Here is a 21,713-nt window from a genome sequence, read left to right as displayed (position 1 = left end):
TAATCGGATTGACCGGCGCGCAAACCGGGGCCTACCGTGGCGACACCGTGGTGTGCAGGAGTCTGGAATGGCCGACATCGTTTCCCTGTCCGAGGCCGTGGCACAGCTGATCGCCGATGGCGATTGCGTGGCAATGGAAGGCTTTACCCACCTGATCCCGCACGCCGCCGGCCACGAGGTGATCCGCCAGCGCAAACGCAACCTGCGGCTGGTGCGGATGACCCCGGACCTGATCTACGACCAGCTGATCGGCGCCGGCTGCGCGTCGGCGCTGCGCTTTTCCTGGGGCGGCAATCCTGGCGTGGGCTCGCTGCACCGGCTGCGCGATGCGGTGGAACATGGCTGGCCCGCGCCGCTGCAACTGCGCGAACACAGCCACGCAGACATGGCCAACGCGTATGTGGCCGGCGCGTCGGGCCTGCCATTCGCGGTGCTGCGCGGCTATGTGGGCTCGGACCTGCCCAAGGTCAACGACAGCATCCGTTTCCTGCAATGCCCCTACACCGGGCAGACCCTGGCCACTTCGCCGGCGGTCAATCCGGATGTCACCGTGATCCACGCGCAGCAGGCCGACCGCCGCGGCAATGTGTTGCTGTGGGGCATTCTGGGCGTGCAGAAAGAGGCCGCGCTGGCCGCGCGCAAGGTGATCGTGACGGTGGAGGAGATCGTCGACACACTCGATGCGCCGCCCAATGCCTGCATCCTGCCGCGCTGGGTGGTGAGTGCGGTCTGCGTGGTGCCCGGGGGCGCCGCGCCGTCGTATGCGCATGGCTACTCCGCGCGCGACAACCGCTTCTATCTGGCGTGGGATGCCATCGCCCGCGATCGCGCGCGGTTCCAGGCGTGGATCCAGGCCCATATCCTGGACACCGACGACTTTGCCGGGTTCCAGCGCGTGTATGCCGGCAGCCAGCACGCGGAGGCGGCATGAGCGACTACAGCACCAACGAAATGATGACCGTGGCGGCAGCACGTCGCCTGCCCGATGGCGCGGTGTGTTTCGTCGGCATCGGCCTGCCCTCCACCGCGGCAAACCTGGCGCGTCTGACGCATGCACCGGAGGTGACGTTGATCTACGAATCCGGCCCGATCGGTGCGCGCCCGCAGGTGTTGCCGCTGTCGATCGGCGATGGCGAACTGGCCGAGACCGCCGACACCGTGGTCTCCACCCCGGAGATCTTTCGCTATTGGCTGCAAGGCGGGCGGGTGGATGTAGGGTTCCTGGGCGCGGCGCAGATCGATCGCCATGCCAACCTCAACACCACCGTGATCGGCCCCTACGCTGCGCCGAAGACGCGCCTGCCCGGTGCCGGCGGCGCGCCGGAAATCGCCACCAGCGCCAAGCAGGTGTTCATCATCATGCGGCAGTCCACGCGCAGCTTCGTGCAGACCCTGGACTTCATCACCACCGTCGGTCATCTGGACGGCGGTGATGCGCGCACCCGCGCCGGCCTGCCCGGTGCCGGCCCCACCGTGGTGGTTACCGATCTATGCGTGATGGAACCCGACCCGGTCAGCCGCGAGCTCACCGTGACCGCGCTGCATCCTGGCGTGACCCAGGCGCAGGTCAGCGCGGCCACCGGCTGGGCGGTGCGCTTTGCCGCAACGCTGACCGAAACTGCCGCACCCACCGCCACCGAGTTGCACGCCTTGCGTGCATTGCAGGCACGCACCGCAGCAGCCCACGGAACGCAATCGGCGGGAGCCGAGGCATGAGCGAGGTGTATCTGGTGGATGGCATTCGCACGCCGATCGGCCGTTACGGCTGCGCACTGTCCAGCGTGCGCGCCGACGACCTGGGCGCGGTGCCGATCGCCGCGTTGCTGGCGCGGCATCCGCAGCTGGACCCGGCGGCCATCGACGATGTCTACCTGGGCTGCGCCAACCAGGCCGGCGAAGACAACCGCAATGTCGCGCGGATGAGTGTGTTGCTGGCTGGCTTGCCCAGTTCGGTGCCGGGCAGCACGGTGAATCGCCTGTGCGGCTCGGGGCTGGAAGCGGTGGGCATTGCCGCACGCGGCATCCGTGCCGGCGAACTGGAGCTGGCAGTGGCTGGCGGCGTGGAATCGATGTCGCGCGCGCCGTGGGTGATGGGCAAGGCGGAATCGGCGTTCGCGCGGACCCAGCACCTGCACGACACCACGATGGGCTGGCGCTTCATCAATCCGCGCCTGGAAGCGACCTACGGCGTGGAGCTGATGGGCGAGACCGCCGAGAACGTCGCGCAGCGCTACGCCATCAGCCGCGACGACCAGGATGCGTTTGCCCTGCGCAGCCAGCAGCGCACCGCCGCCGCGCAGGCCGCCGGCTTCTTCGACGACGAGATCACCGCAGTGGCGGTGGCCGGGCGCAAGGGCGGCGAGGGCGTGCAAGTGATGCGCGACGAACATCCGCGGGCCGATGCCAGTGCCGAGGCCCTGGCCCGGCTCAAGCCGGTGTTTCGCCAGCCGGGCACGGTCACGGCCGGCAATGCGGCCGGCCTCAATGACGGTGCCGCCAGCCTGTTGCTGGCCTCGGCGCGCGCGCTGCACCTGCATGGGCTTACGCCGCGCGCGCGGGTGCTGGGGTTTGCTTCGGCAGGCGTGGAGCCAACCTACATGGGCATCGGCCCGATCCCGGCCACGCAACGCCTGCTGGCGCGGCTGGGGCTGCAGATCGCCCAGTTCGACGCGATCGAATTCAACGAAGCCTTCGCCGCGCAGGCGCTGGCCTGCACGCGCGCATTCGGCTTGGCCGACGATGCCGCGCACGTCAACGCCAATGGCGGTGCGATTGCGCTGGGCCACCCGCTGGGCATGAGCGGTGCACGGCTCGCACTGACGCTGCTGCGTCAACTCGACGCCTGCAACGGCCGCCGCGGGCTGGCCAGCATGTGTATTGGCGTCGGCCAGGGCGTAGCGCTGGCGATCGAGCGTGTTTGAGCGCCATGATCTCGCGCCCGCGCCGTTGCATGCCCACTTCATCGATCACCCTCACACCTGCGTCTGACGGAGATGCCGATGCACGACCTTCCCCCTGATACGCCGCCCGGCGATGTCCTGCTCGGCTATCGGCGCCCCCGCGCCGGCACGCAGCCTGCCTACCTGCATGCGCCGTATGCGTCCACCGCGTTGCGTGCGCCCACGCGTGCACCGATCGCCATGCCGGTCACGCTGTCGGAAGTCACCGGGCCACGGCCTTCGCAGATCACCCTGGGCGCGCATGCGGCCGACCTCACCGCCGGCTTTGCTGGTGAGCCATTGGGCGAGCGCATCATCGTTTCAGGCCGTGTGCTCGACGAAAACGGCGCGCCGGTCCGCAATAGCGTGGTGGAAGTCTGGCAATGCAATGCGGCCGGGCGCTACCAACACGAGGGCGACCGCCACGATGCGCCGCTTGATCCCAACTTTCGCGGCACCGGCCAGGTGCTGACCGACGCGCACGGGCGCTACGCCTTCAAGACCATCAAGCCAGGTGCCTATCCGTGGCGCAACCACTACAACGCTTGGCGGCCGGCGCATATCCATTTCTCGCTGCATGGCGATGGCATCGGCCAACGCCTGATCACGCAGATGTATTTCCCCGGTGATCCGTTGCTCGCGCACGACCCGATCTACAACTGCGTGGACGACCCGCTGGCACGCGAACGCATGGTGTCCAGTTTCGATTGGGAGCACGCGGTGAGCGAATACGCGCTGGCCTATCGGTTCGACATCGTGCTGCGCGGCCGCAAGCAAACCGTCTGGGAGTGAGCCAATGAGCCTGCATGCAACGCCGTCGCAAACGGTTGGCCCGTACTACCGGCTGGGGCTAGAGCCCTTGTATCGCGCACAGATCGCACCGGAGCACGCGGCCGGCACGCAGGTGCAGATCAGCGGATGCGTGTTCGATGGGGCCGGCATGCCGGTGAGCGATGCGGTGCTGGAGCTGTGGCAGGCCGATGCCGCCGGCATCTATGCCCATGCGCACGATCCGCGCTGCGCCGCGCACGACCCCAGTTTCGATGGCTGGGGCCGCGTGCCCACCGATGCACAGGGCCGCTACCGGCTCACCACCATCCGGCCAGGCCCGGTGGCCGGCCCGAACGGGCAGCCGCAGGCGGCGCATCTGGTCGTACTCGTGTTCATGCGCGGGCTGTTGCGCGGCGTGGCAACGCGGCTGTACTTCGCCGACGACCCACAACTGAGCGATGACCCCATCCTTGCATTGGTGCCGCCCGAACGGCGTGGCACATTGCTGGCCCGCGCGCGCAGCGCCGGCGACTACGTGTGGGACATCCACATGCAGGGCGATGCCGAGACGGTGTTCTTCAGTTACTGATGGGCGCGTGCACTGAAACGCGTGCCTGACGAGGTAGTTGTTTGCACAGGTCGCCAGGTGGTTGGCCCATGCAACCACAGCCTCCAGGTCGCGTCATCGGCGTGGCATCGCGCCCGCGCAAGCGAGGTGCCGGTGCGCCACCGCCGCTCACGCGAGCCGCGCGTCCGGCACGCGCATGGTTGGCACCTGTGCACATCGGTGCCATGCTCCGGCCACGCCAAGAGATGCAATGCATGAGTGCAACGTTTTCCCTGCTGGGCGGCCTGTTTGGCGACCCCGCGTGCGATGAAGTGTTCGACGATGCCGCGCGCGTGCAGGCGATGCTGGACTTCGAGTCCGCGCTGGCCCAGGCGCAGGCGCAATGCGGGGTGATTCCGCAGGCGGCCGCGCAGGTCATTGCCGCGCAGTGCCACGCAGCGCACTACGACCTGGGCGCATTGGCGCAGGCCACCGCGCTTGCCGGTAACCCTGCCATTCCGTTGATCAAGGAACTGACCCGGCAGGTAGCCGCGCACGATGCCGATGCCGCGCGCTGGGTGCATTGGGGCGCCACCAGCCAGGACGTGATCGATACCGGCAGCGTGCTGCAGCTGCGCGCGGCCTTCGACCTGCTGCTGCCGCGCCTGGACGCACTGTGCGCCTGCCTGGCGACGCTGGCCGCACGCGAGCGCGCCACCGGGCTGCCGGGTCGCACCCTGTTGCAGCAGGCGGTACCCGTGACCTTCGGGCTCAAGGCCGCCGGCTGGCTGGATGCCTTGCAGCGCGCACGCCGCCGCCTGCATACCGCGCGCACCGAAGCCTTGGTGCTGCAATTCGGCGGCGCCGCCGGCACCCTGGCCGCGCTGGAAACGCGTGGGCTGGAGGTGGCGCAGGCCCTGGCGCAGGCGCTGCAGTTGCCGCTGCCGGCGTTGCCCTGGCACACCGCGCGCGACCGCCTGGTGGAGGTGGGGTGCGCCTTCGCGTTGCTGGCCGGCAGCTTGGGCAAGATCGGCGGCGATGTGGTGCTGCTGATGCAATCGGAAGTGGGTGAGGCGTTCGAGCCGGCGGCGGCGGGCAAGGGCGGCTCCTCGGCGATGCCGCACAAGCGCAACCCGGTGGCCGGTGTGGTGGCGGTGGCCGCGGCCGCGCGCGTGCCCGGGTTGGTGGCCACCTTGTTCGCCACGATGGCGCAGCCGCACGAGCGCGCGGCCGGGCAGTGGCATGCCGAATGGGAAACGCTACCGGAGATCGTGCGCCTGACCGCCGGCAGCCTGGCGCAGATGCAGGCCTGCCTGGCCGGGCTGGAGCTCGACCGCACGCGCATGCAGACGCATCTGCACAGCCACGGTGGCGTGCTCTACGCGGAGGCCGCGGTGTTCGCACTGGCGCCGCAGCTGGGCAAATCGCAGGCGCATACGCTGGTCGAACATGCCGTGGCGCGTGCGCAGTCGGCAGGGCGTCATCTGCGCGAGGAGCTGGCCGACGATCCTCACGTGCAGGCAATGCTCTCGCCGGCACAACTGGAGGCGATCTTCGCGCCCGACAGCTGGCGTGGCATGGCGTCGGTCTGGATCGACCGCGTCCTGGCCGCTTCACCTTCCCCCTGACGGTGGCCCATGGCATTTCTCCAGTTGCCGACACATCGCCTGCATTACCGCCTGGATGGCACCGAAGGGCGCCCCTGGCTGACCTTCTGCAACTCGCTTGGCACCGATCTGCACATGTGGGACGTGCAGCTGGAGGCGCTTGCGCCGCACTACCGCATCCTGCGCTACGACCGCCGTGGTCACGGCTACTCCGAATCGCCGCCCGGCCCCTACAGCGTGGCCGACCTGGGCCAGGATGTGATTGCGCTTTGGGATGCGCTGCAGATTGCGCGCAGTGATTTTTGCGGGCTCTCGATCGGCGGGCTCACCGGCCAATGGCTCGGCCTCAACGTGCCGCAGCGATTGCGGCGGCTGGTGGTCTGCGCCACAGCGCAGAAGATCGGCAGCGCCGACACCTGGGCCACACGGATCGAGCAGGTGCGCCACGACGGCTTGCCGGTGTTGATCGACGCCACGTTGCAGCGCTGGTTCACCCCGCACTTCGCCCTGTCGCATGCGCAGCGTCTGGACATGATCGCCGCCGCGTTCGTATCCACCTCCCCCGACGGCTACATCGCCTGTTGCCAGGCAGTAGCCGATGCCGATTTCCGTGGCGCACTGGACGCCCTGGAGGTGCCATTGCTGGCCATCGCCGGCGACGACGATCCGGTCTGCCCGCCCACCGACCTGCGCGACATCGCCTATGCGGTGCCCGACGGCCAGTACGCGCAGGTGCCCGGTCGCCACATCTGCAACCTGGAATCGCCCGCAGCGTTCAACGACGTGCTGCTGGGTTTTCTCCAGGCCGAGTGAGCTTTCCCCCAACTGCAAGGACACCCGATGCACGAAGACGAACGGTACCAGGCCGGCCTGCGCGAGCGCCGGCGCGTGCTGGGCGATGCACATGTCGACCGCGCGCTGGCCGCGCGCACCGAGTTCACCGGCGAGTTCCAGGACATGATCACCCGCCACGCCTGGGGCACCATCTGGACCCGCGACGGCCTGCCCGCCCACACCCGCTCGCTGCTGACCCTGGCGATGATGGTGGCGTTGGGGTGTGATGAGGAATTCAAGCTGCACGTGCGCGCCGCGCGCAACAACGGCGTCACTGCCGCGCAGATCAAGGAAGTGCTGCTGCAGGCGGCGATCTACTGCGGCGTGCCAGCGGCCAACCACGCCTTCGCGTTAGCGCAACCGATCCTGGAAGCACAGGCGGCTGAAGGTGAGCCGAGCGAGCCGGCAGCCGACGGTTAGCGGATCGGCACGACCGCGAGCGCGGATGGCACGGCACACCATGCACGCGTAACGGATGAGACGCGCCGGCGCCCGCAGCGCACATCAACACCAAGACATCGCACCCGATGCCATTCCTCCGCCAGGAGAGGGGCAGGGCGCGTGCACGGCGCAAGACCGCGCTGTGATCGAAGGTGGTCAAGCGCATGGACGCGCCTCGCATGCGTCTTACCGGCGGCGGCCGCGCACCAACCATGCAATTGCACCGTAGTCGCTCTGCGTTTGAGAGGGTTTCGTTGAGAGAACGCTGTGATCAACGATGGAGAACCACCCGCACGCGCGCCGCAGGAAACATATCCGCAACAGCAGCGCATCCCCGCACTGATGCCGCCAGCGCATCGCCTGATCGCCAGCGGCCATGACACATCGCCCGCACTGCGGTGATGATGCAGCCTCCCAATACGCCGGCCTGCCGCGTCCTTGCAGCACGCCGCCATCCACGAGGCTCCACATGATGCTACGTCTCGCCTGCCTGGCAGTGCTACTGCTCCTCACCTGCGGCGCGCAGGCGCAACCACAGCCCGGCCCGGGCACGCAGCGTGCGCAGGTGCAGGCCGACGATGGCCAGCCACTGGTGGTGTGGTCGCGGCTGCCGGCACGGCCGCGTGGCACGCTGCTGCTGGTGCATGGGCGCACCTGGAGTGCATTGCCCAACTTCGATCTGCAAGTGGCCGGCGAGCCTGCCGACACGCGCTCGGTGCTGGCGGCGCTGGCACAGGCGGGCTACGCGGTGTACGCGCTGGATCTACGCGGCTATGGCGGCACCGCGCGCGATGGCAGCGGGTGGAACACGCCGGTCCGCGCCGTGGCCGATGTGCGGGCCACGCTGACATGGATCGCCACGCGCCATCCCGGTCTGCCGCCGCCCGCCCTGCTGGGGTATTCCAATGGCGCACGGGTCGCCTTGCTGCTCGCCCAGGCGCAGCCGGAGCTGTTGTCGGCGCTGGTGCTGTATGGCTTTCCGGACGATGTCGATGCCGCGCCCGAAGCCACTGCCGTGCCAGCACAGCCGCCGCGTGAGCGCACCACCGCCGAAGCCGCTGGCTCGGACTTCATCACTGCCAATGCCGCGCCCACCGCCGTACAGAAGGCGTATGTGGCCGCTGCACTCGCGGCCGACCCGGTGCGCACCGACTGGCGCGCGATGGAGCAATTCGCCTACCAGCCCGAACAGCTGACGCGCGTGCCGGTGCTGCTGCTGCGTGGTGTGGATGATCCGCTCGCCACGCAGTCAGAGAACGCGCACCTGTTCGCACGCCTGGGCAGCGCCGACCGCAGCTGGGTCACCTTGCCGCACGCCGATCATGTGGCGCATGTCGAAGACAGCCATGCCGCCTGGGTGGACGCGGTGGTCGCCTTCCTGCGCCGCCCGCGCTGAGTCACCGTGACGCGCTCAGCTGAGCAGGGCGCCCAAGCGCTGCGCCGCCTGCTTGAGCGGCTCCACCCACTGGGTCTGCATCGTCTGCAGGCTCACGCGCCCGGCCTGCGCACCGATATTGAGCGCGGCAATCACCTCGCCACGCAGGTTGCGCACCGGCACCGCGATCGAGCGCAGGCCGATCTCCAGCTCCTGGTCGGTCAGGCAGACGCCTTCGCGGCGCGCCCGTGCCAGCACCTCGAGCAGGGCGGCGGGCTGGGTCACGGTGCGGTCGGTGCGCGGACGCAAGGTGGTGCGTTCCAGATAGGCCTGCAGCGTGTCGGCAGGCAGGGCCGCCAGCAGCACCCGCCCCATCGACGTGCAATAGGCCGGCAGGCGGGTGCCGGGCCGCAGCCCGATCGACATGATGCGCACGGTTTCCGCGCGTGCCACGTACAGCAGGTCATCGCCATCCAGCACCCCCAGCGAGCACGACTCGTGCACCTGATCGCGCAGGCCATCCAGCACCGGCTGCGCCGCGGCGGTCATCGACGAGGACGCGGTGTACGCACCGCCCAGCCCCAGCACCCGCGGCAGCAACACATAGCCGCGGCCCTGCTCACCCACATAACCCAGGGCCGCCAGGGTGTGCAGCACGCGCCTGACCGCGGCGCGCGAGATGCCGGTCTCCAGGCTGATCTGCGACATCGTCACCTCGCGTGCGTGCTGGGCGAACACGCTCAACACCACCAGCCCGCGCCCGAGCGAGGTCATGAAATCCGGGTCACCTTTGGCAGCGGCAATCTGCTGCATCAAGGCATGCGGCAGGCCGCGCTCGCTGCTGGCGATGGCCGGCGCGGCGGGACGTTTGCGGCGGGAAGAGGTGGGCTCGGGCATCGCATCGCGCTAGGGGCAGGTGCCTGCATGGTAAGCGCATCGTCCCAATGCATGGCCCCGGTCTCAGCTCGGCCCCGCACGGGGTGAGCGCTTCACCCTGCTTGACGCATAATCGTCACTGGTCTTTTTCCTGCGTTGGTCCTCTTCCTCCATGAAAACCCCCAAGGGCCTGCAACCGCTGATCGACGATGGCGTCATCGACGAAGTGTTGCGACCACTGAAAAGCGGCAAGGAAGCCTCCGTCTACGTGGTCAGCGCGGGCGAAGACATCCTGTGCGCGAAGGTCTACAAGGACATGGCGCAGCGCAGCTTCCAGGCGCGCGTGCAATACCAGGAAGGACGCAAGGTGCGCGGCAGCCGCCAGGCCCGTGCGATGGGCAAGGCCACCAAGTTCGGCCGCAAGGAAGCCGAGACCGCCTGGAAGAACACCGAGGCCGACGCCCTCTACCAACTGGTGGACGCCGGCGTGCACGTGCCCAAGCCGCGCGGCTACTTCCACGGCGTGCTGCTGATGGACCTGGTGACCGATGACGCCGGCCACAGCGCGCCACGGCTGGGCGAAGTAGAGCTGGAGCCGGAACAGGCGCGCCTCTTCCACACCAGCCTGGTCGGCGACGTGGTCAAGATGCTGTGCCTGGGCCTGGTGCATGGCGACCTCTCCGAATACAACGTGCTGGTCTCGCCCGACGGCCCGGTGGTGATCGACTTCCCGCAGGTGGTCAGCGCGGCCGGCAACAACGCCGCACGCGACATGTTGCTGCGCGACGTGCACAACCTGCGCGACTGCCTGGGCCGATTCGCCCCCGAGCTGCTGGACACCTATTACGGCGAAGAAATGTGGGCGTTGTTCGAAAAGGGAGAGCTGCGCCCGGACAGTGCATTGACCGGCCGTTTCACCTTCGACACCAAGCGCGCCGACGTGCGTGCCATCCGCGCCTCGATCGAGGACGCGCGCCAGGAAAACCTGATCCGTCAGCAGGGCCGCGAGGCGGCCGCCGAAGACGATTGATCGCGATGGCTGCAGCAGCTGTAGCTGCGGCGTTGCCAGCGGCTAACGCTGCTGTCTAAAGGTTGCTGCGGCCATCCGCAACAGCGCTTGGCTGCCTGTGTCTAACGGCACGCACACGTGACGCCAGCATGGACGATGCCGCGGTGATGCGCCTGGCCAATACGCTGCATTGCAGTGACCTGCCTGCATCGACATCACGCGCATGATCGAAACAATTGATGACGCGTAATGGTTAAAGACCATAACGATCTGGCAAGCTCGGCGTCTCTCATCCCTGCTGGAGTCCGTCATGGAATTCGATCCCGATGTCGTGCGCCTGTTCGTGCAGCTGCAGCAAGCGGGGCAGCCCCCGATGGAGGCGCTGCCGTTGCAGGAAGCACGCGCCATGATGCGCGGCATGGGGGTGCAGCTGGGATTTCCACGGCTGCCGATGGCGCAGGTAACCGACCTGCAGGCCGACACTGCCGCCGGCACGGTGCCGCTACGTCTGTACCGGCCGCCGGGCCTGGGTGACACGCCCGCACCTACGTGTCTGTTCGTGCACGGCGGTGGCGGTGTGGTGGGGGATCTGGACTCGCATGACGACGTCTGCCGGCAGCTGGCGGCACGCACGCCGTGTCAGGTGCTGGCGGTGGACTATCGCCTCGCGCCCGAACATCCGGCGCCGGCCGGCGTGGAGGATGTCATCGCCACGCTGCACTGGTTGGCCGAGCATGCCGACGCGGTGGGCGCCGATCCGCAGCGTCTTGCGATCTGCGGTGACAGTATCGGAGGTGGCATGGCGGCGGTGGCCGCGATCACTGCACAGCAGCGAGGTCTCGCGTTGCGCTGTCAGCTGTTGCTGTACCCGCTGACGGATGCGCGCCCGGATACCGGCGTGCATCCCTCACGCGGCCGCAATGCCGAGATCCCGCCGCTGACCCGCAGCGCGGTGCAGTTCTTCAATCATCAATTGCTGCCGGACATGCGCCTGGCCGACCACTGGCACATCTCCGTGCTGCTGGCGCCGGACGTGGCCGGCGTGGCGCCGGCTCTGGTGGTGCTGGCCGACCGCGACATCCTGCACGACGAGGGACTGCAATACGCCGAGCGCCTGCGCAACGCCGGCGTGGAAGTCACCCAGCGCACCTGTGTCGGCATGATCCATGGCTTCATCACCATGGGTGGTGTGATCCGTGCGGCCGACGAAACCATCGACCTGGCGGCGCTGATGCTGCGGCAACGGCTGCTGCCAGTGCAGCCGCGCTTTGCTGCGTAGCCAACACTTGCCTCGGCGCGCCGGCGGCGCATTCAACGCATTACCGAAAGGCCGCGACCAAGTCGCGCGGCCTGTGCGTGCGCTCAGAAATTGAAGCGGAAGGTGGTCATCAAGACGTGGTTTTCGCGGTCGATCGTGCGGTTATTGACGAACTGATTCAAATACCCGACATCGACATTGGAGATCGCATTGAACTTCCAGTTGATGCCCACGAACACCCGGTTCTGATCGATGCCGCTGCGTGCGCCCCACTGGGTCTGATCCAGATTGACGAACAATTCGTTGAACGCTACCCACGACAACTGCGGGCTCAGGCTGCTCGGACGCACGGCCCTGATCATCTGCCGCACCCGGTAGCCTTCATCGCTGAAGCCTTCGCGGTGGCGTTGCTCCAGACGCGTGCGGCTGGTGATGGTGATGTTGGCAATCGGATCGAACTGATACTGGAACTGCCCCCACCAGCGATTTTCGAGGTTGGACGGCTGCCCGGCCGGGTGGCTGATGATGGTGTCGTAACCCATCCAGACACTGGCTTTGGGATTGCGCCGGTAGAACACGGCAGGGCGCAGGATCAATTGATCGAACTGCTCGCCTTCCTCGCGCCAGCGCGGGTGCACGTCCATGCTCCAGTAAAGATTCTCGACCGGCAGCTTGCCTTGCGCATACACGCTCAGCCAGTAACGCCCGTCTTCTTCGGTCTGTGCCGCCGCCTGCGAGGTGCTGCCCAGCATCAGCAACAGAGCGGGACAGGCGATTCGGTAGGTTGCCGTCAGCAGCGCACGCAGTCTGTTCATGATCAGGAAGTCGTCAGTGGTGCCGGAGCATACCAACTCGGTCGCGACCGCCATCAAACTTCGCGGCATCCGCCATGCGATACGGCTCAATCGCTTCGCACCGGGCGACATGAACTCGCTGCGTGACATCTGTTGGCAATCAGCGCCTGCGTTTCGGTGCCCCTGATCTCTCGTGAACGATCGGCCAAGTCGAGCAGACACATAAGGGCTCTGCGGGTACCTAGCTGCACGGCAGCCAGGAACATCCGTCACTCACGCTGATGCAGACCTCAAGGCCAAGGCAGCGCGTGTAACGTCACGTCGCTGCCTTGCATGCCAATGACAGCGTCACGCCACCTGGCTGCGCCGCGCGCGTTCCAGGTGCACCAGCAGCAGCGAGATCGCGGCCGGGGTCATGCCCGGAATGCGCTGTGCCTGGCCGATACTTTGCGGACGCACGCGTTCGAGTTTCTGCTGCACTTCCAGCGACAGGCCACGCACGCCGGCGTAGTCGAAGCCTTCCGGGATCGGCGTCGTTTCGTGGCGCTGCTGGCGAGCGATTTCGTCGCGCTGGCGATCCAGGTAACCGGCGTACTTGACGCCGATTTCCACCTGTTCGGCGACCTGCGCATCGTCCACGCCAGGGCCCAGCGTCGGCACCCGCATCAGCGCGGCGTAGCTGAGTTCCGGGCGCTTGATCAGGTCCAGCACATTGGTCTCGCGGCTTATCGGCACGCCCAGGGTGTCGACCACCTCACGGCCCAGGGCATTGCCCGGCGTGGCCCAGAGTGCCGACAGGCGCGCGGTTTCGCGCTGCACCGCCTCCTGCTTGCTGGAAAAGCGTGCCCAGCGCGCATCGTCGACCAGGCCCATCGCGCGCCCCACGCCAGTCAGCCGCAGATCGGCGTTGTCTTCGCGCAGCTGCAGCCGGTATTCGGCGCGGCTGGTGAACATACGGTACGGCTCGGTGGTGCCGTGGGTGATCAGGTCGTCCACCAGCACGCCTAGGTAGGCTTCGTCGCGGCGCGGCGACCAGGCCGGCAGCGCCTGCACGTGGCGCGCAGCGTTGAGCCCGGCCAACAGGCCCTGCGCGGCGGCTTCTTCGTAACCGGTGGTGCCGTTGATCTGCCCGGCGAAGAACAGCCCGCCCACCGCCTTGGTCTCCAGCGAGGCTTTGAGCCCGCGCGGGTCGAAGAAGTCGTACTCGATCGCATAGCCGGGGCGGGTGATATGCGCCTGCGCAAAGCCGCGAATCGAGCGCACCAGCGCTAGCTGCACGTCGAACGGCAGTGAGGTGGAAATGCCGTTGGGATAGATCTCGGTGACGTCCAGGCCTTCCGGCTCGACAAAGATCTGATGGCTGGTCTTGTCGGCGAAACGCACCACCTTGTCTTCGATCGACGGGCAGTAGCGCGGGCCAATGCCCTCGATCTGCCCCGAATACAGCGGCGAGCGATGCAGCGCGCCACGGATGATGTCGTGGGTCTGCTCGGTGGTATGGGTGATCCAGCAGCTGACCTGGGTCGGGTGGTCGCTGGGCTGGCCCATGAACGACATCACCGGCAGCGGGTCGTCGCCCGGCTGCTCATCCATCAACGTGTAGTCCAGGGTGCGCCCATCAATACGCGGCGGAGTCCCGGTCTTTAGCCGATCGATGTCGAACGGGCGCTCGCGCAGCCGCGCGGCCAGCGTGGTGGCCGGCGGGTCGCCCATGCGCCCGGCAGCGTACTGGGTCTCGCCGACATGGATCTTGCCGGCCAGGAAGGTGCCTGCGGTCAGGACCACGGCCGTGGCCTCGAAGCGCAGCCCGGTCTGGGTGATCACCCCACGTACGCTGTCGCCTTCGGCGGCACCGTTGTGGATGATCAGATCGTCCACTGCCGCCTGGAACACGGTCAGGTTGGGCTGCGCTTCGACGATGTGGCGGATCGCGCTGCGGTACAGATTGCGATCGGCCTGGCAGCGGGTGGCCCGCACCGCCGGCCCCTTGGAGGCATTGAGGGTGCGCCACTGGATGCCGGCCAGGTCCGCCGCCTTGGCCATCGCCCCGCCCAGTGCGTCGATCTCCTTGACCAGGTGCCCCTTGCCGATCCCGCCGATGGCCGGGTTGCAGCTCATCGCGCCCACGGTCTCGATGTTGTGGGTCAGCAACAGCGTGCGTGCACCGGCGCGGGCAGCCGCCAGCGCCGCCTCGGTGCCGGCGTGGCCGCCACCAATCACGATGACGTCGTAGCGATAGAAGGAGTCGGACATGGGCGTGGACCAGAAGCAGGAGGAAGACCAGCGGCCGCGAACGTAGCGGCTGAAGGACGGTTTGCGGCATTAACACGTTAAATGTGTGACGCGAATCACATTATCGAACACTGGCACTCAAGTTGGCATGTTTCGTGCGGATATCCCTACTGCACCCGTCGTGGCATTGCGACATGGGCGCAAGGCTGGAATTGGAACAGGGGCCAGCCGCGCGTGCGATGGGGTAGCGTAAGGGCCGGTAGTCGGGGGACTGCCGGCCCTTAGTTTTATCTGCACGTCGCCGGCGCACACGCTCTGGCCTGCTTCGCAACGCTCCAATGCACAAAGCCCCGGCATGCCGGGGCTTTGTGCATTGGAGGCGCCGATATCCGACAGGGCCGGAACAGGGGGGATCCAGATTTCCCTGTCGGACATCGACATAAGTCGGTCAGTGGAGTGGCCAGGTCAGAAAACGACGTGGCGGGTCACACAGTGCACCTAGCTTGCAGCCAAGTGCAGACTGAACGCAAGCCCCCAACATTGCCAAGTGTGGGCTGCGTCGCAGTCAGCAGATCAGGGAATCTGCTGGCGCGTAGTGCGCGGTGCGGTCTGTCGCTGGATCTCGCGGATCACCCGCGGCGGAGCGCCGATACGCGGCGGCTGCGCCGGACGCGGTGGCGCGCCGGTGGCTGGTGGCGGGTTGGGGCGCTGCGGGCGCGGACCGTTAGGCCGGCCACTCGGGCGCGGGCCATTCGGTCGGGGACCATAGTTGTTGTAGGGACGGTACTGCGGACGTCGATCGTACTCGCGGTAATAATAGCCGCCGCCGCCGCGATAGACCGGGTACACCGGATAGTCGTACAGACCGATCCCGCCGGCCCCGTAGGGGCTGCCATAGGAATACGGCGCATAGCCCGGCGGGTAGCGGTACTGCACCGCGGGCGCACCACGGTAATACCCACCCGACCCGGCGCCGGTGTAGTCGTACGTCGCGCAGCCGCTCAAGGCCAGCAGGCCGGCGGCAAGGATCAGACGGAATTTCATGGATGGTGCCCTCCTGCAACCATGGTGTCACTGTCGAACCGCGGCATTGAATCGGTCCTTAACTGTGCGGTGATGGCGCGTATGTTCATTGAACGAGCATGCGCGGAACGCCGACCCTCGACCGTGAAGAGTGAGGCGATACGTTAATCTTGGGAGCATGATCGAAACGCTTCTTCCTGCCTATTCCGACGTCCTGCAGGCGGCTGCACGCATTGCCCCGCACACCGCACCGACACCGTTGCTGCGCTCGCACACGCTGGACACGCTCAGCGGTGCGCAGCTGATGTTCAAGGCCGAACACCTGCAGCGCAGCGGTGCGTTCAAATTCCGCGGCGCCTGCAATGCGGTCTGGGCATTGCCGGCCGAGACCGCCGCACAGGGCGTGGTGACGCACTCTTCCGGCAACCATGGCGCGGCGCTGGCCCTGGCCGCGCGCACCCGCGGCATCGGCTGCCATGTGGTGGTGCCCGAAGGCGCGGTGGCTGCCAAGCTGGCCAATATTTCCCGGCATGGCGCCACCTTGTGGCGCTGCGCGCCGACCATCGCCGCACGCGAGCAGCTATGCGCCGAGGTCCAGGCCAGCAGCGGTGCGACCCTGGTTCACCCGTATACCGATCCGGCGGTGATTGCCGGGCAGGGCACCGCAACGCTGGAGCTGCTGCACGACAGCGGCGGCCTGGATGTGCTGGTGGCGCCCGTGGGCGGCGGCGGGCTGGCGGCCGGGGCGGCCCTGGCGCTGCAGACTTCGCCCGGCTGCGCGCTGGTGCTGGCCGAACCGGCGGGCGCAGCCGACACCGCGCGGTCGCTGGCGGCAGGGCAGCGGCTGGTGGACTTCGTTCCCGACACCGTGTGCGACGGGCTGCGCGGCACCCTGGGGGCGCCCAACTTCGCGCTGCTGCAGGCCGCCGGCGCGCAGGTCATCACCGTTGACGATGCCGCCGTGGTGCAGGCCATGCGCCTGCTCTGGCAGGTCTTGAAGCAGGTGGTGGAACCGTCGTCGGCCATCGCGCTGGCGGCCGTGCTGGCCGACCCGGCGCGCTTTGCCGGGAAGCGGGTGGGCGTCATCTTGTCTGGCGGCAACGTCGACCTGGACGCCTTGCCGCGGGCCGCCGCGTGAGCAGGCCCTCGCGTGGGCTCGGCCTGTGGGGTTGGGGGTGGCGGCTGTGCATGCTGGCGCTGATCTGGCTGATGGGCGTGGCCGGCTGGATCGTCTGGGTGGGCGACCGCGACCAGGCCGCACCGGCTGACGTGATCATCGTGCTGGGCGCGGCGGCCTACGACGCGCGCCCCTCTCCCGTGTTCGAAGAGCGCATCCGGCACGCGCTGGACCTGTATGCACGCGGCTACGCGCCGCATCTGCTGTTTACCGGCGGCTTCGGTAACGGGGCGCGTTTTGCCGAATCCCAGGTGGCGCGGCGCTACGCGCTGCGGCATGGCGTGCCGTCGGAAGCCATCGTGATCGAGACCAGTTCACGCACCACCCGGCAGAACCTGCTGCAGGCGCGCGCGCTGATGGAGCGGCATGGCATGCACCGGGCGATCATCGTCAGCGACCCGCTGCACATGGCGCGCGCGCTACGGCTGTGCCAGGAGCTGGGCGTGGATGCGCTGGCGTCGTCCACCCCGAGCACGCGCTTCCGCAGCTTCCACACCAGCTGGCGCTTCCTGTTGCAGGAGGTCTATTACTTCCACCGCGATCTGGTGGTGCAGGGCGCCTGATGCCGGGCCTATGATGGCGGCTTTCCCAGCGGCAGGTTCGAGCATGAGCGAAAGCAATCGGCAACGCGCCACCGGCCTGGTCCAGGCCTACTACGAGGCATTCAACCGCGGCGATTGGGACGCCATGCTGGCGTTCCTGGCCGAGGACGTCGCCCACGACCTCAACCAGGGGCCACGCGAGATCGGCCGGGCAGCCTTCGCCAGCTTCCTGCAGCGCATGAACGACAGCTACCGCGAGCAGCTGCGCGACATCGTGGTGACTGCCAATGACGCGGGCACGCGCGTGGGTGCCGAGTACGTGGTGCATGGCGTCTACCACACCACCGACGAAGGCCTGCCGGACGCGAACGGGCAGACCTATGTGCTGCCCGGTGGCGCGTTCTTCGATGTGCGCGATGGGCAGATCACGCGGGTGACCAATTACTACAACCTGCAGGAATGGATTGCGCAGGTGTCGCGCTGACGCCAGGGCTGCTGCGGTGCAGGTTGGCTAAATCTGCACATTGGGCTGCGTAGGAGCGCTCTCGCGCGCGATGAAGCGTTACCGATAACGCCACATCGCGCGCGAGCGCGCTCCTACGTGGTTGGTCGGGCATTGCCGCAGCTGACGGGCGTAGTGCCTGCGTTACAGCAGCACGATGCCCACGACCACCAGCACGAAGATGCCCCACTTGAGCGTCTGGTAGAGCGGGTTGTTGCGCTCCTTCAGCGCCTTGGCCTTGAGCCGTGCGGCGTAGAAATACCGGAACACCCGGTTGATGCCGCCGGTCTTGTCGCCTTCCTGATTCGGCGAGGCGCCGGCCGAGAGCAGGCTGCGGCCGACGAAGCGGTTCACCGCCGCCGCCCAGCGCCAGCGCATCGGGCGCTCGATATCGCAGAACAGGATGATGCGGTCCTGGTCGGTGTCATTGCGCGCGTGGTGGATGTAGGTCTCGTCGAACATGGTCCACTCGCCGTCGCGCCAGCTGTGGCGCTGGCCGTCGACGTCGATGAAGCAGCGGTCGTCGTTGGGCGTGGCCAGGCCCAGGTGCAGCCGCATGGAGCCGGCGAACGGGTCGCGGTGCGGACGCAGTTCGCTGCCCGGCGGCAGCTCGGCGAACATCGCCGCCTTGACCGTGGGAATGGAGCGCAGCAGCGCGGTGGTCTGCGGGCACAGCTCGGCCGCCGACGGGTGCGCGGTGCCGTACCACTTCAGGTAGAAGCGCTTCCAGCCGCGGCGGAAGAACGAATTGAAGCCGATGTCGGTGTAGCCGTCGGCCGCGCGGATCTTCTGCATCTGCTGCAGCGCCACTGCCTCGTCGCGGATCAGCGTCCAGTTCGCGCGCAACGGGGCCAGCTCCGGAAATTCCTTGCCCGGATCGATGAACGGCGTGGTCGGCACCCGCGAACACAGATACATCAGCGTGTTGATCGGGGCCATGAAGGTGGAATGGTCCAGCAGCTGCCGGCTGAGCCGGTGGCGCACGCGACCGCGGTAATGGATGTACAGCGCTGAGGCAATGAACAGCGCGATGATGAGCCACTTCAACATTGGGGAGGCCGGTTGGGGGCGGGGGCCGTTAACTGGTGAATTCTACCGGTTGCAAGCGCCGAGCCTGCCTGATCGGGATGGGCTCGGCGGTAATACTGTGTCCTACCGATGACCGGCGACATGCGCCGACAGGGTATGCGCCGCTTGCGTGCGGTTGACGCACCGTGGCGCTGTCGGACGACGCAGAGGACCGAAGCAGGCGACTGGTGCGCGCCGCGTGCGGGCCGCGGCCGCGCCTGCCTGGCGGCTGCGCCCGCGCAGTGATCGCCACGCTTAGTCCTGGCGGCGGCGGATCGGGATCGAGCCCACCGGCACGCTGGCGATGTCCTGCCCGCGCTCGCGGATCGGGGCGCCCGGCGCCGGTGCCCAGGCGTGCGCGTAGATCACTTCCCACGAACTGGGCAGGGTGCCATCGGGCCGCCGCAGGGGTTCGTAGGCCGCACTGGCGGCGGCGAAGCGGCCGCGGCCGGTCAGCGTGGCGCGGCGGTTGCTGAGCGCATTGGTGGCGCCCATCGCGCGCAACTCGCGCATCAAGGCCGGCAGGTCGTTGTAGGTGAGGGTGAACAGGTCGCGGTCCAGCACCGGGTCGCGGAAGCCGGACATCATCAGCGCATCGCCGAACTGCGCAATCGGCGGGAAGCGGCTCACATGCGGGGCCGGGTCGGCCTGCGCGAAGGCCTCGCGCAGTTCGATCAGCGTCTCCGGGCCGAAGGTGGAGCACAGCAGCAGGCCGCCGGGCCGCAACGCGCGCCGAAAGCCGGCGAACACCGCCGGCAGGTCTTCCACCCACTGCAGGCACAGATTGCTGAAGATCACATCCACGCTGCCATCGGCCACCGGCAGCGCGCGGGCATCGGCGCAGACCTGCGCAAACGGCTTCCACCAACCCGCAGTCTTGCGCGCCTGGCGCAGCATCGGCAGCGCCTGGTCGAGCGCGATCACCTGCGCCTTGGGCCAGCGTTTCTTGATCGTGGCGCTGGCATGGCCCGGGCCGGCCCCCACATCCAGCACCACCTTGGGCGCGGTGTCGCCGAGATAGTCGAGCGACTCCAGCAGGCGCGTTTCCACCTCGCGTTGCAGGGCGGCGGCGGCGGCATAGCTGCTGGCGGCACGCGCGAAGGCGCGCCGGACGTGGCGGGGGTCGAAAGTGCTGTTCATTGCCGCGCTATTGTCGCCGCTGCGCGCCGCCGAGGGAATTGCCGCAGCGACACGGTGTGATGCGCGCCGGCGTGTTGATGCGTAGCGCCAGTGGCGTCAAAACGTACCCGGGTAGGCGCCGCCGTCGATCAGCAGGTTCTGCCCGGTGATGTAGCCGGCCTGGGCACTGCACAGGAATGCGCAGGCCGCGCCGAATTCGTCCGGCTCGCCAAAGCGCCCGGCCGGGATGCCGGCGCGTTTGTGCGCGGCCACCGCCTCGGCGCTGGTGCCTTGTTGCTCGGCGATTACGGCGAAGTTGCCGCGCAGCCGGTCGGTAGCGAACTGGCCCGGCAACAGATTGTTGAGGGTGACATTGTCAGCCACGGTGCTGCGCGCCACCCCGGCCACAAAGCCGGTGAGACCGGCACGCGCACCGTTGGACAGGCCCAGGATGTCGATCGGCGCTTTCACCGCGCTGGAGGTGATGTTGACGATGCGGCCGAAGCGCCGCGCGCGCATTGCATCGACCGTGGCGCGGATCAGTTCGATCGGGGCCAGCATGTTGGCGTCGAGCGCACGCAGCCAGTCCGCGCGTTCCCATTGACGGAAATCGCCCGGCGGCGGCCCGCCGGCGTTGTTGATCAGGATATCGACCTGCGGGCAGGCGGCCAGCGCCGCGGCACGGCCTTCGCTGGTGGTGATGTCGGCGACGACGCTGCGCACTTCCCCCGCGCCGGGCAGGGCGCGCAAGTTGCTAGCGGACTGCTCCAATGCTTCGCGGCCACGCGCGACAATCACGACATTGGCGCCTTCGCGTGCCAGCGCCTGTGCGCAGCCCAGTCCCAGGCCCCTGCTGGCGGCACATACCAAGGCCCAGCGCCCGGCGATTCCCAGATCCATGCGGTGCTCCTTCAATCAACGAATGCGCATGATCGGTGATCGCGGCTGCACGGCGTGTGGTGGTGGATCGGACTGGCGGTGGTCCCAGGAGTGGTCTCGCATTGCGTGGCGATTCGCGATGACTGCAATGGCTGTGAGACGCTGCTGTGATGCGTGATTGCCGCGGCTCAGAGGCGCGTGGCACCAGGACGGAATTGGCTCACGATTTTGGGTGTGCGTTGTAGTTAGTCGGGCGCACACCCTGCGCAGGATGCGCGCACCCGTCTTCTCGTCCGGGATCAGCATGTCTTCGATGCGAAGTAAACGCCTGCGTGGGTCGCGTACGCACAGCCCGGTGTACGGCAGCTGTCGGCGTACAAGCGCGTGTCCTCAGGCCCTGCAGACGTAGCTGGCGTTGATCAGGCGCGAGAGGCTGTTGCACTGACCGGCGATAGCGACGGGAAACAAAGAAACAGTGTGCTGCGTGCAGTGCGATTCGCACTGTGGCGCGGAGAGGCATGAGTGCGCCATGCGCGATCCTGGGTGGCATGCCACCGAAAACGCTGACGAGATAGTTGCATCTGCAGCACTCGTGCATTGCGTTATCGATGTACTGGGCAGGCTCAGGCCTGCGTCAGCGGAAGCGCACCCCATCCAACGCAGCTCACGATTGCTTGCGGCCAGTGAATCCTCACTACACGCCGCAGGCCGACGTGAAGC

At 67.7% G+C, this 21,713-nt stretch carries 21 protein-coding genes; 14 read left to right on the top strand and 7 right to left on the bottom strand.

The genetic code is table 11. The annotated features are described in order from the left end of the window. Positions 1-67 precede the first annotated feature (67 nt). The 9 genes from ACCQ01_RS20455 (at position 68) to ACCQ01_RS20415 (ending at position 8,535) form a co-directional block, all read left to right on the top strand. Positions 68-931 carry a CoA transferase subunit A gene (locus tag ACCQ01_RS20455; protein WP_012437130.1) on the top strand — a complete coding sequence of 288 codons (864 nt, stop codon included), beginning with the start codon at positions 68-70 and terminating at the stop codon, positions 929-931. Next, positions 928-1,716, top strand: coding sequence for a CoA-transferase subunit beta (locus tag ACCQ01_RS20450; RefSeq protein WP_042597505.1), 789 nt, complete (start codon positions 928-930; stop codon positions 1,714-1,716). The genes ACCQ01_RS20455 and ACCQ01_RS20450 overlap by 4 nt, the downstream gene beginning before the upstream one ends. Then, entirely contained in the window at positions 1,713-2,921 is a 1,209-nt protein-coding gene (pcaF, locus tag ACCQ01_RS20445) for a 3-oxoadipyl-CoA thiolase (RefSeq protein ID WP_228433074.1), read from the top strand. Before ACCQ01_RS20450 ends, pcaF begins: the two co-directional genes overlap by 4 nt. 78 nt (positions 2,922-2,999) lie before the next feature. Continuing rightward, a complete protein-coding gene (pcaH, locus tag ACCQ01_RS20440; protein ID WP_040942205.1) occupies positions 3,000-3,731 on the top strand; it encodes a protocatechuate 3,4-dioxygenase subunit beta in 732 nt (243 codons plus the stop codon). Between the two features lie 4 nt (positions 3,732-3,735). Next, entirely contained in the window at positions 3,736-4,299 is a 564-nt protein-coding gene (gene pcaG, locus ACCQ01_RS20435; RefSeq protein WP_228433075.1) for a protocatechuate 3,4-dioxygenase subunit alpha, read from the top strand. A gap of 233 nt (positions 4,300-4,532) precedes the next feature. Further along, positions 4,533-5,885: a 3-carboxy-cis,cis-muconate cycloisomerase gene (locus tag ACCQ01_RS20430; RefSeq protein WP_487247914.1), complete on the top strand. Its 1,353-nt coding sequence runs from the start codon at positions 4,533-4,535 to the stop codon at positions 5,883-5,885. A 9-nt stretch (positions 5,886-5,894) separates the two neighbouring features. Then, entirely contained in the window at positions 5,895-6,677 is a 783-nt protein-coding gene (gene pcaD, locus ACCQ01_RS20425) for a 3-oxoadipate enol-lactonase (protein WP_040940445.1), read from the top strand. Between the two features lie 27 nt (positions 6,678-6,704). Then, on the top strand, positions 6,705-7,118 hold the full coding sequence (pcaC, locus tag ACCQ01_RS20420; protein ID WP_103700881.1) for a 4-carboxymuconolactone decarboxylase: 414 nt from the start codon (positions 6,705-6,707) through the stop codon (positions 7,116-7,118). A 490-nt stretch (positions 7,119-7,608) separates the two neighbouring features. Continuing rightward, positions 7,609-8,535, top strand: a complete 927-nt coding sequence (locus ACCQ01_RS20415) for an alpha/beta hydrolase (RefSeq protein ID WP_228433077.1) — start codon at positions 7,609-7,611, stop codon at positions 8,533-8,535. 15 nt (positions 8,536-8,550) lie between these two features. Here the strand turns inward: ACCQ01_RS20415 and ACCQ01_RS20410 are convergent, their stop codons facing one another. After that, a complete protein-coding gene (locus tag ACCQ01_RS20410; RefSeq protein ID WP_011035627.1) occupies positions 8,551-9,411 on the bottom strand; it encodes an IclR family transcriptional regulator domain-containing protein in 861 nt (286 codons plus the stop codon). 151 nt (positions 9,412-9,562) lie between these two features. Between ACCQ01_RS20410 and ACCQ01_RS20405 the strand changes: the two genes are divergently transcribed. Both ACCQ01_RS20405 and ACCQ01_RS20400 read left to right on the top strand, forming a co-directional pair. After that, positions 9,563-10,420, top strand: a complete 858-nt coding sequence (locus ACCQ01_RS20405) for a PA4780 family RIO1-like protein kinase (RefSeq protein ID WP_011035628.1) — start codon at positions 9,563-9,565, stop codon at positions 10,418-10,420. Positions 10,421-10,709: 289 nt separating this feature from the next. Next, positions 10,710-11,678, top strand: a complete 969-nt coding sequence (locus ACCQ01_RS20400; RefSeq protein ID WP_228433078.1) for an alpha/beta hydrolase — start codon at positions 10,710-10,712, stop codon at positions 11,676-11,678. A gap of 83 nt (positions 11,679-11,761) precedes the next feature. Here ACCQ01_RS20400 and ACCQ01_RS20395 read toward each other — a convergent pair whose 3' ends face one another. The 3 genes from ACCQ01_RS20395 to ACCQ01_RS20385 all read right to left on the bottom strand — a co-directional run bounded on the left by ACCQ01_RS20395 (position 11,762) and on the right by ACCQ01_RS20385 (position 15,727). After that, a complete protein-coding gene (locus tag ACCQ01_RS20395) occupies positions 11,762-12,472 on the bottom strand; it encodes a DUF2490 domain-containing protein (RefSeq protein WP_372358829.1) in 711 nt (236 codons plus the stop codon). Between the two features lie 327 nt (positions 12,473-12,799). Continuing rightward, entirely contained in the window at positions 12,800-14,704 is a 1,905-nt protein-coding gene (mnmG, locus tag ACCQ01_RS20390) for a tRNA uridine-5-carboxymethylaminomethyl(34) synthesis enzyme MnmG (protein WP_228433079.1), read from the bottom strand. A gap of 552 nt (positions 14,705-15,256) precedes the next feature. After that, positions 15,257-15,727, bottom strand: coding sequence for a hypothetical protein (locus ACCQ01_RS20385; protein WP_076037387.1), 471 nt, complete (start codon positions 15,725-15,727; stop codon positions 15,257-15,259). A gap of 157 nt (positions 15,728-15,884) precedes the next feature. On the opposite strand from ACCQ01_RS20385, the gene ACCQ01_RS20380 reads away from it, so the two are divergent. The 3 genes from ACCQ01_RS20380 to ACCQ01_RS20370 are packed head-to-tail and all read left to right on the top strand — an operon-like array spanning position 15,885 to position 17,909. Continuing rightward, the gene (locus tag ACCQ01_RS20380; RefSeq protein ID WP_228433080.1) at positions 15,885-16,844 is read left to right on the top strand and encodes a pyridoxal-phosphate dependent enzyme; all 960 of its coding nucleotides are present in this window, start codon (positions 15,885-15,887) and stop codon (positions 16,842-16,844) included. A gap of 50 nt (positions 16,845-16,894) precedes the next feature. Continuing rightward, positions 16,895-17,446 carry a YdcF family protein gene (locus ACCQ01_RS20375; RefSeq protein ID WP_228433081.1) on the top strand — a complete coding sequence of 184 codons (552 nt, stop codon included), beginning with the start codon at positions 16,895-16,897 and terminating at the stop codon, positions 17,444-17,446. A gap of 43 nt (positions 17,447-17,489) precedes the next feature. Then, a complete protein-coding gene (locus ACCQ01_RS20370; RefSeq protein WP_076037385.1) occupies positions 17,490-17,909 on the top strand; it encodes a nuclear transport factor 2 family protein in 420 nt (139 codons plus the stop codon). A gap of 162 nt (positions 17,910-18,071) precedes the next feature. On the opposite strand, the gene lpxO is transcribed toward ACCQ01_RS20370, so the two are convergent. From lpxO to ACCQ01_RS20355, 3 genes are all read right to left on the bottom strand, one after another. Next, positions 18,072-18,977 (bottom strand): lipid A hydroxylase LpxO, encoded by a 906-nt coding sequence (lpxO, locus tag ACCQ01_RS20365; RefSeq protein ID WP_011035636.1) that lies wholly within the window; start codon positions 18,975-18,977, stop codon positions 18,072-18,074. A gap of 273 nt (positions 18,978-19,250) precedes the next feature. Further along, positions 19,251-20,135 carry a malonyl-ACP O-methyltransferase BioC gene (gene bioC, locus ACCQ01_RS20360; RefSeq protein WP_114997021.1) on the bottom strand — a complete coding sequence of 295 codons (885 nt, stop codon included), beginning with the start codon at positions 20,133-20,135 and terminating at the stop codon, positions 19,251-19,253. Between the two features lie 96 nt (positions 20,136-20,231). Continuing rightward, positions 20,232-21,014, bottom strand: a complete 783-nt coding sequence (locus ACCQ01_RS20355) for an SDR family oxidoreductase (protein ID WP_228433082.1) — start codon at positions 21,012-21,014, stop codon at positions 20,232-20,234. Positions 21,015-21,713 lie beyond the last annotated feature (699 nt).

The organism is Xanthomonas sp. NCPPB 4037, from assembly GCF_041475695.2.
Lineage (GTDB): Bacteria > Pseudomonadota > Gammaproteobacteria > Xanthomonadales > Xanthomonadaceae > Xanthomonas > Xanthomonas campestris.
The sequence above is the reverse complement of the archived record's forward strand: the minus strand, read 5'-3'. Positions and strand labels throughout refer to the sequence as shown.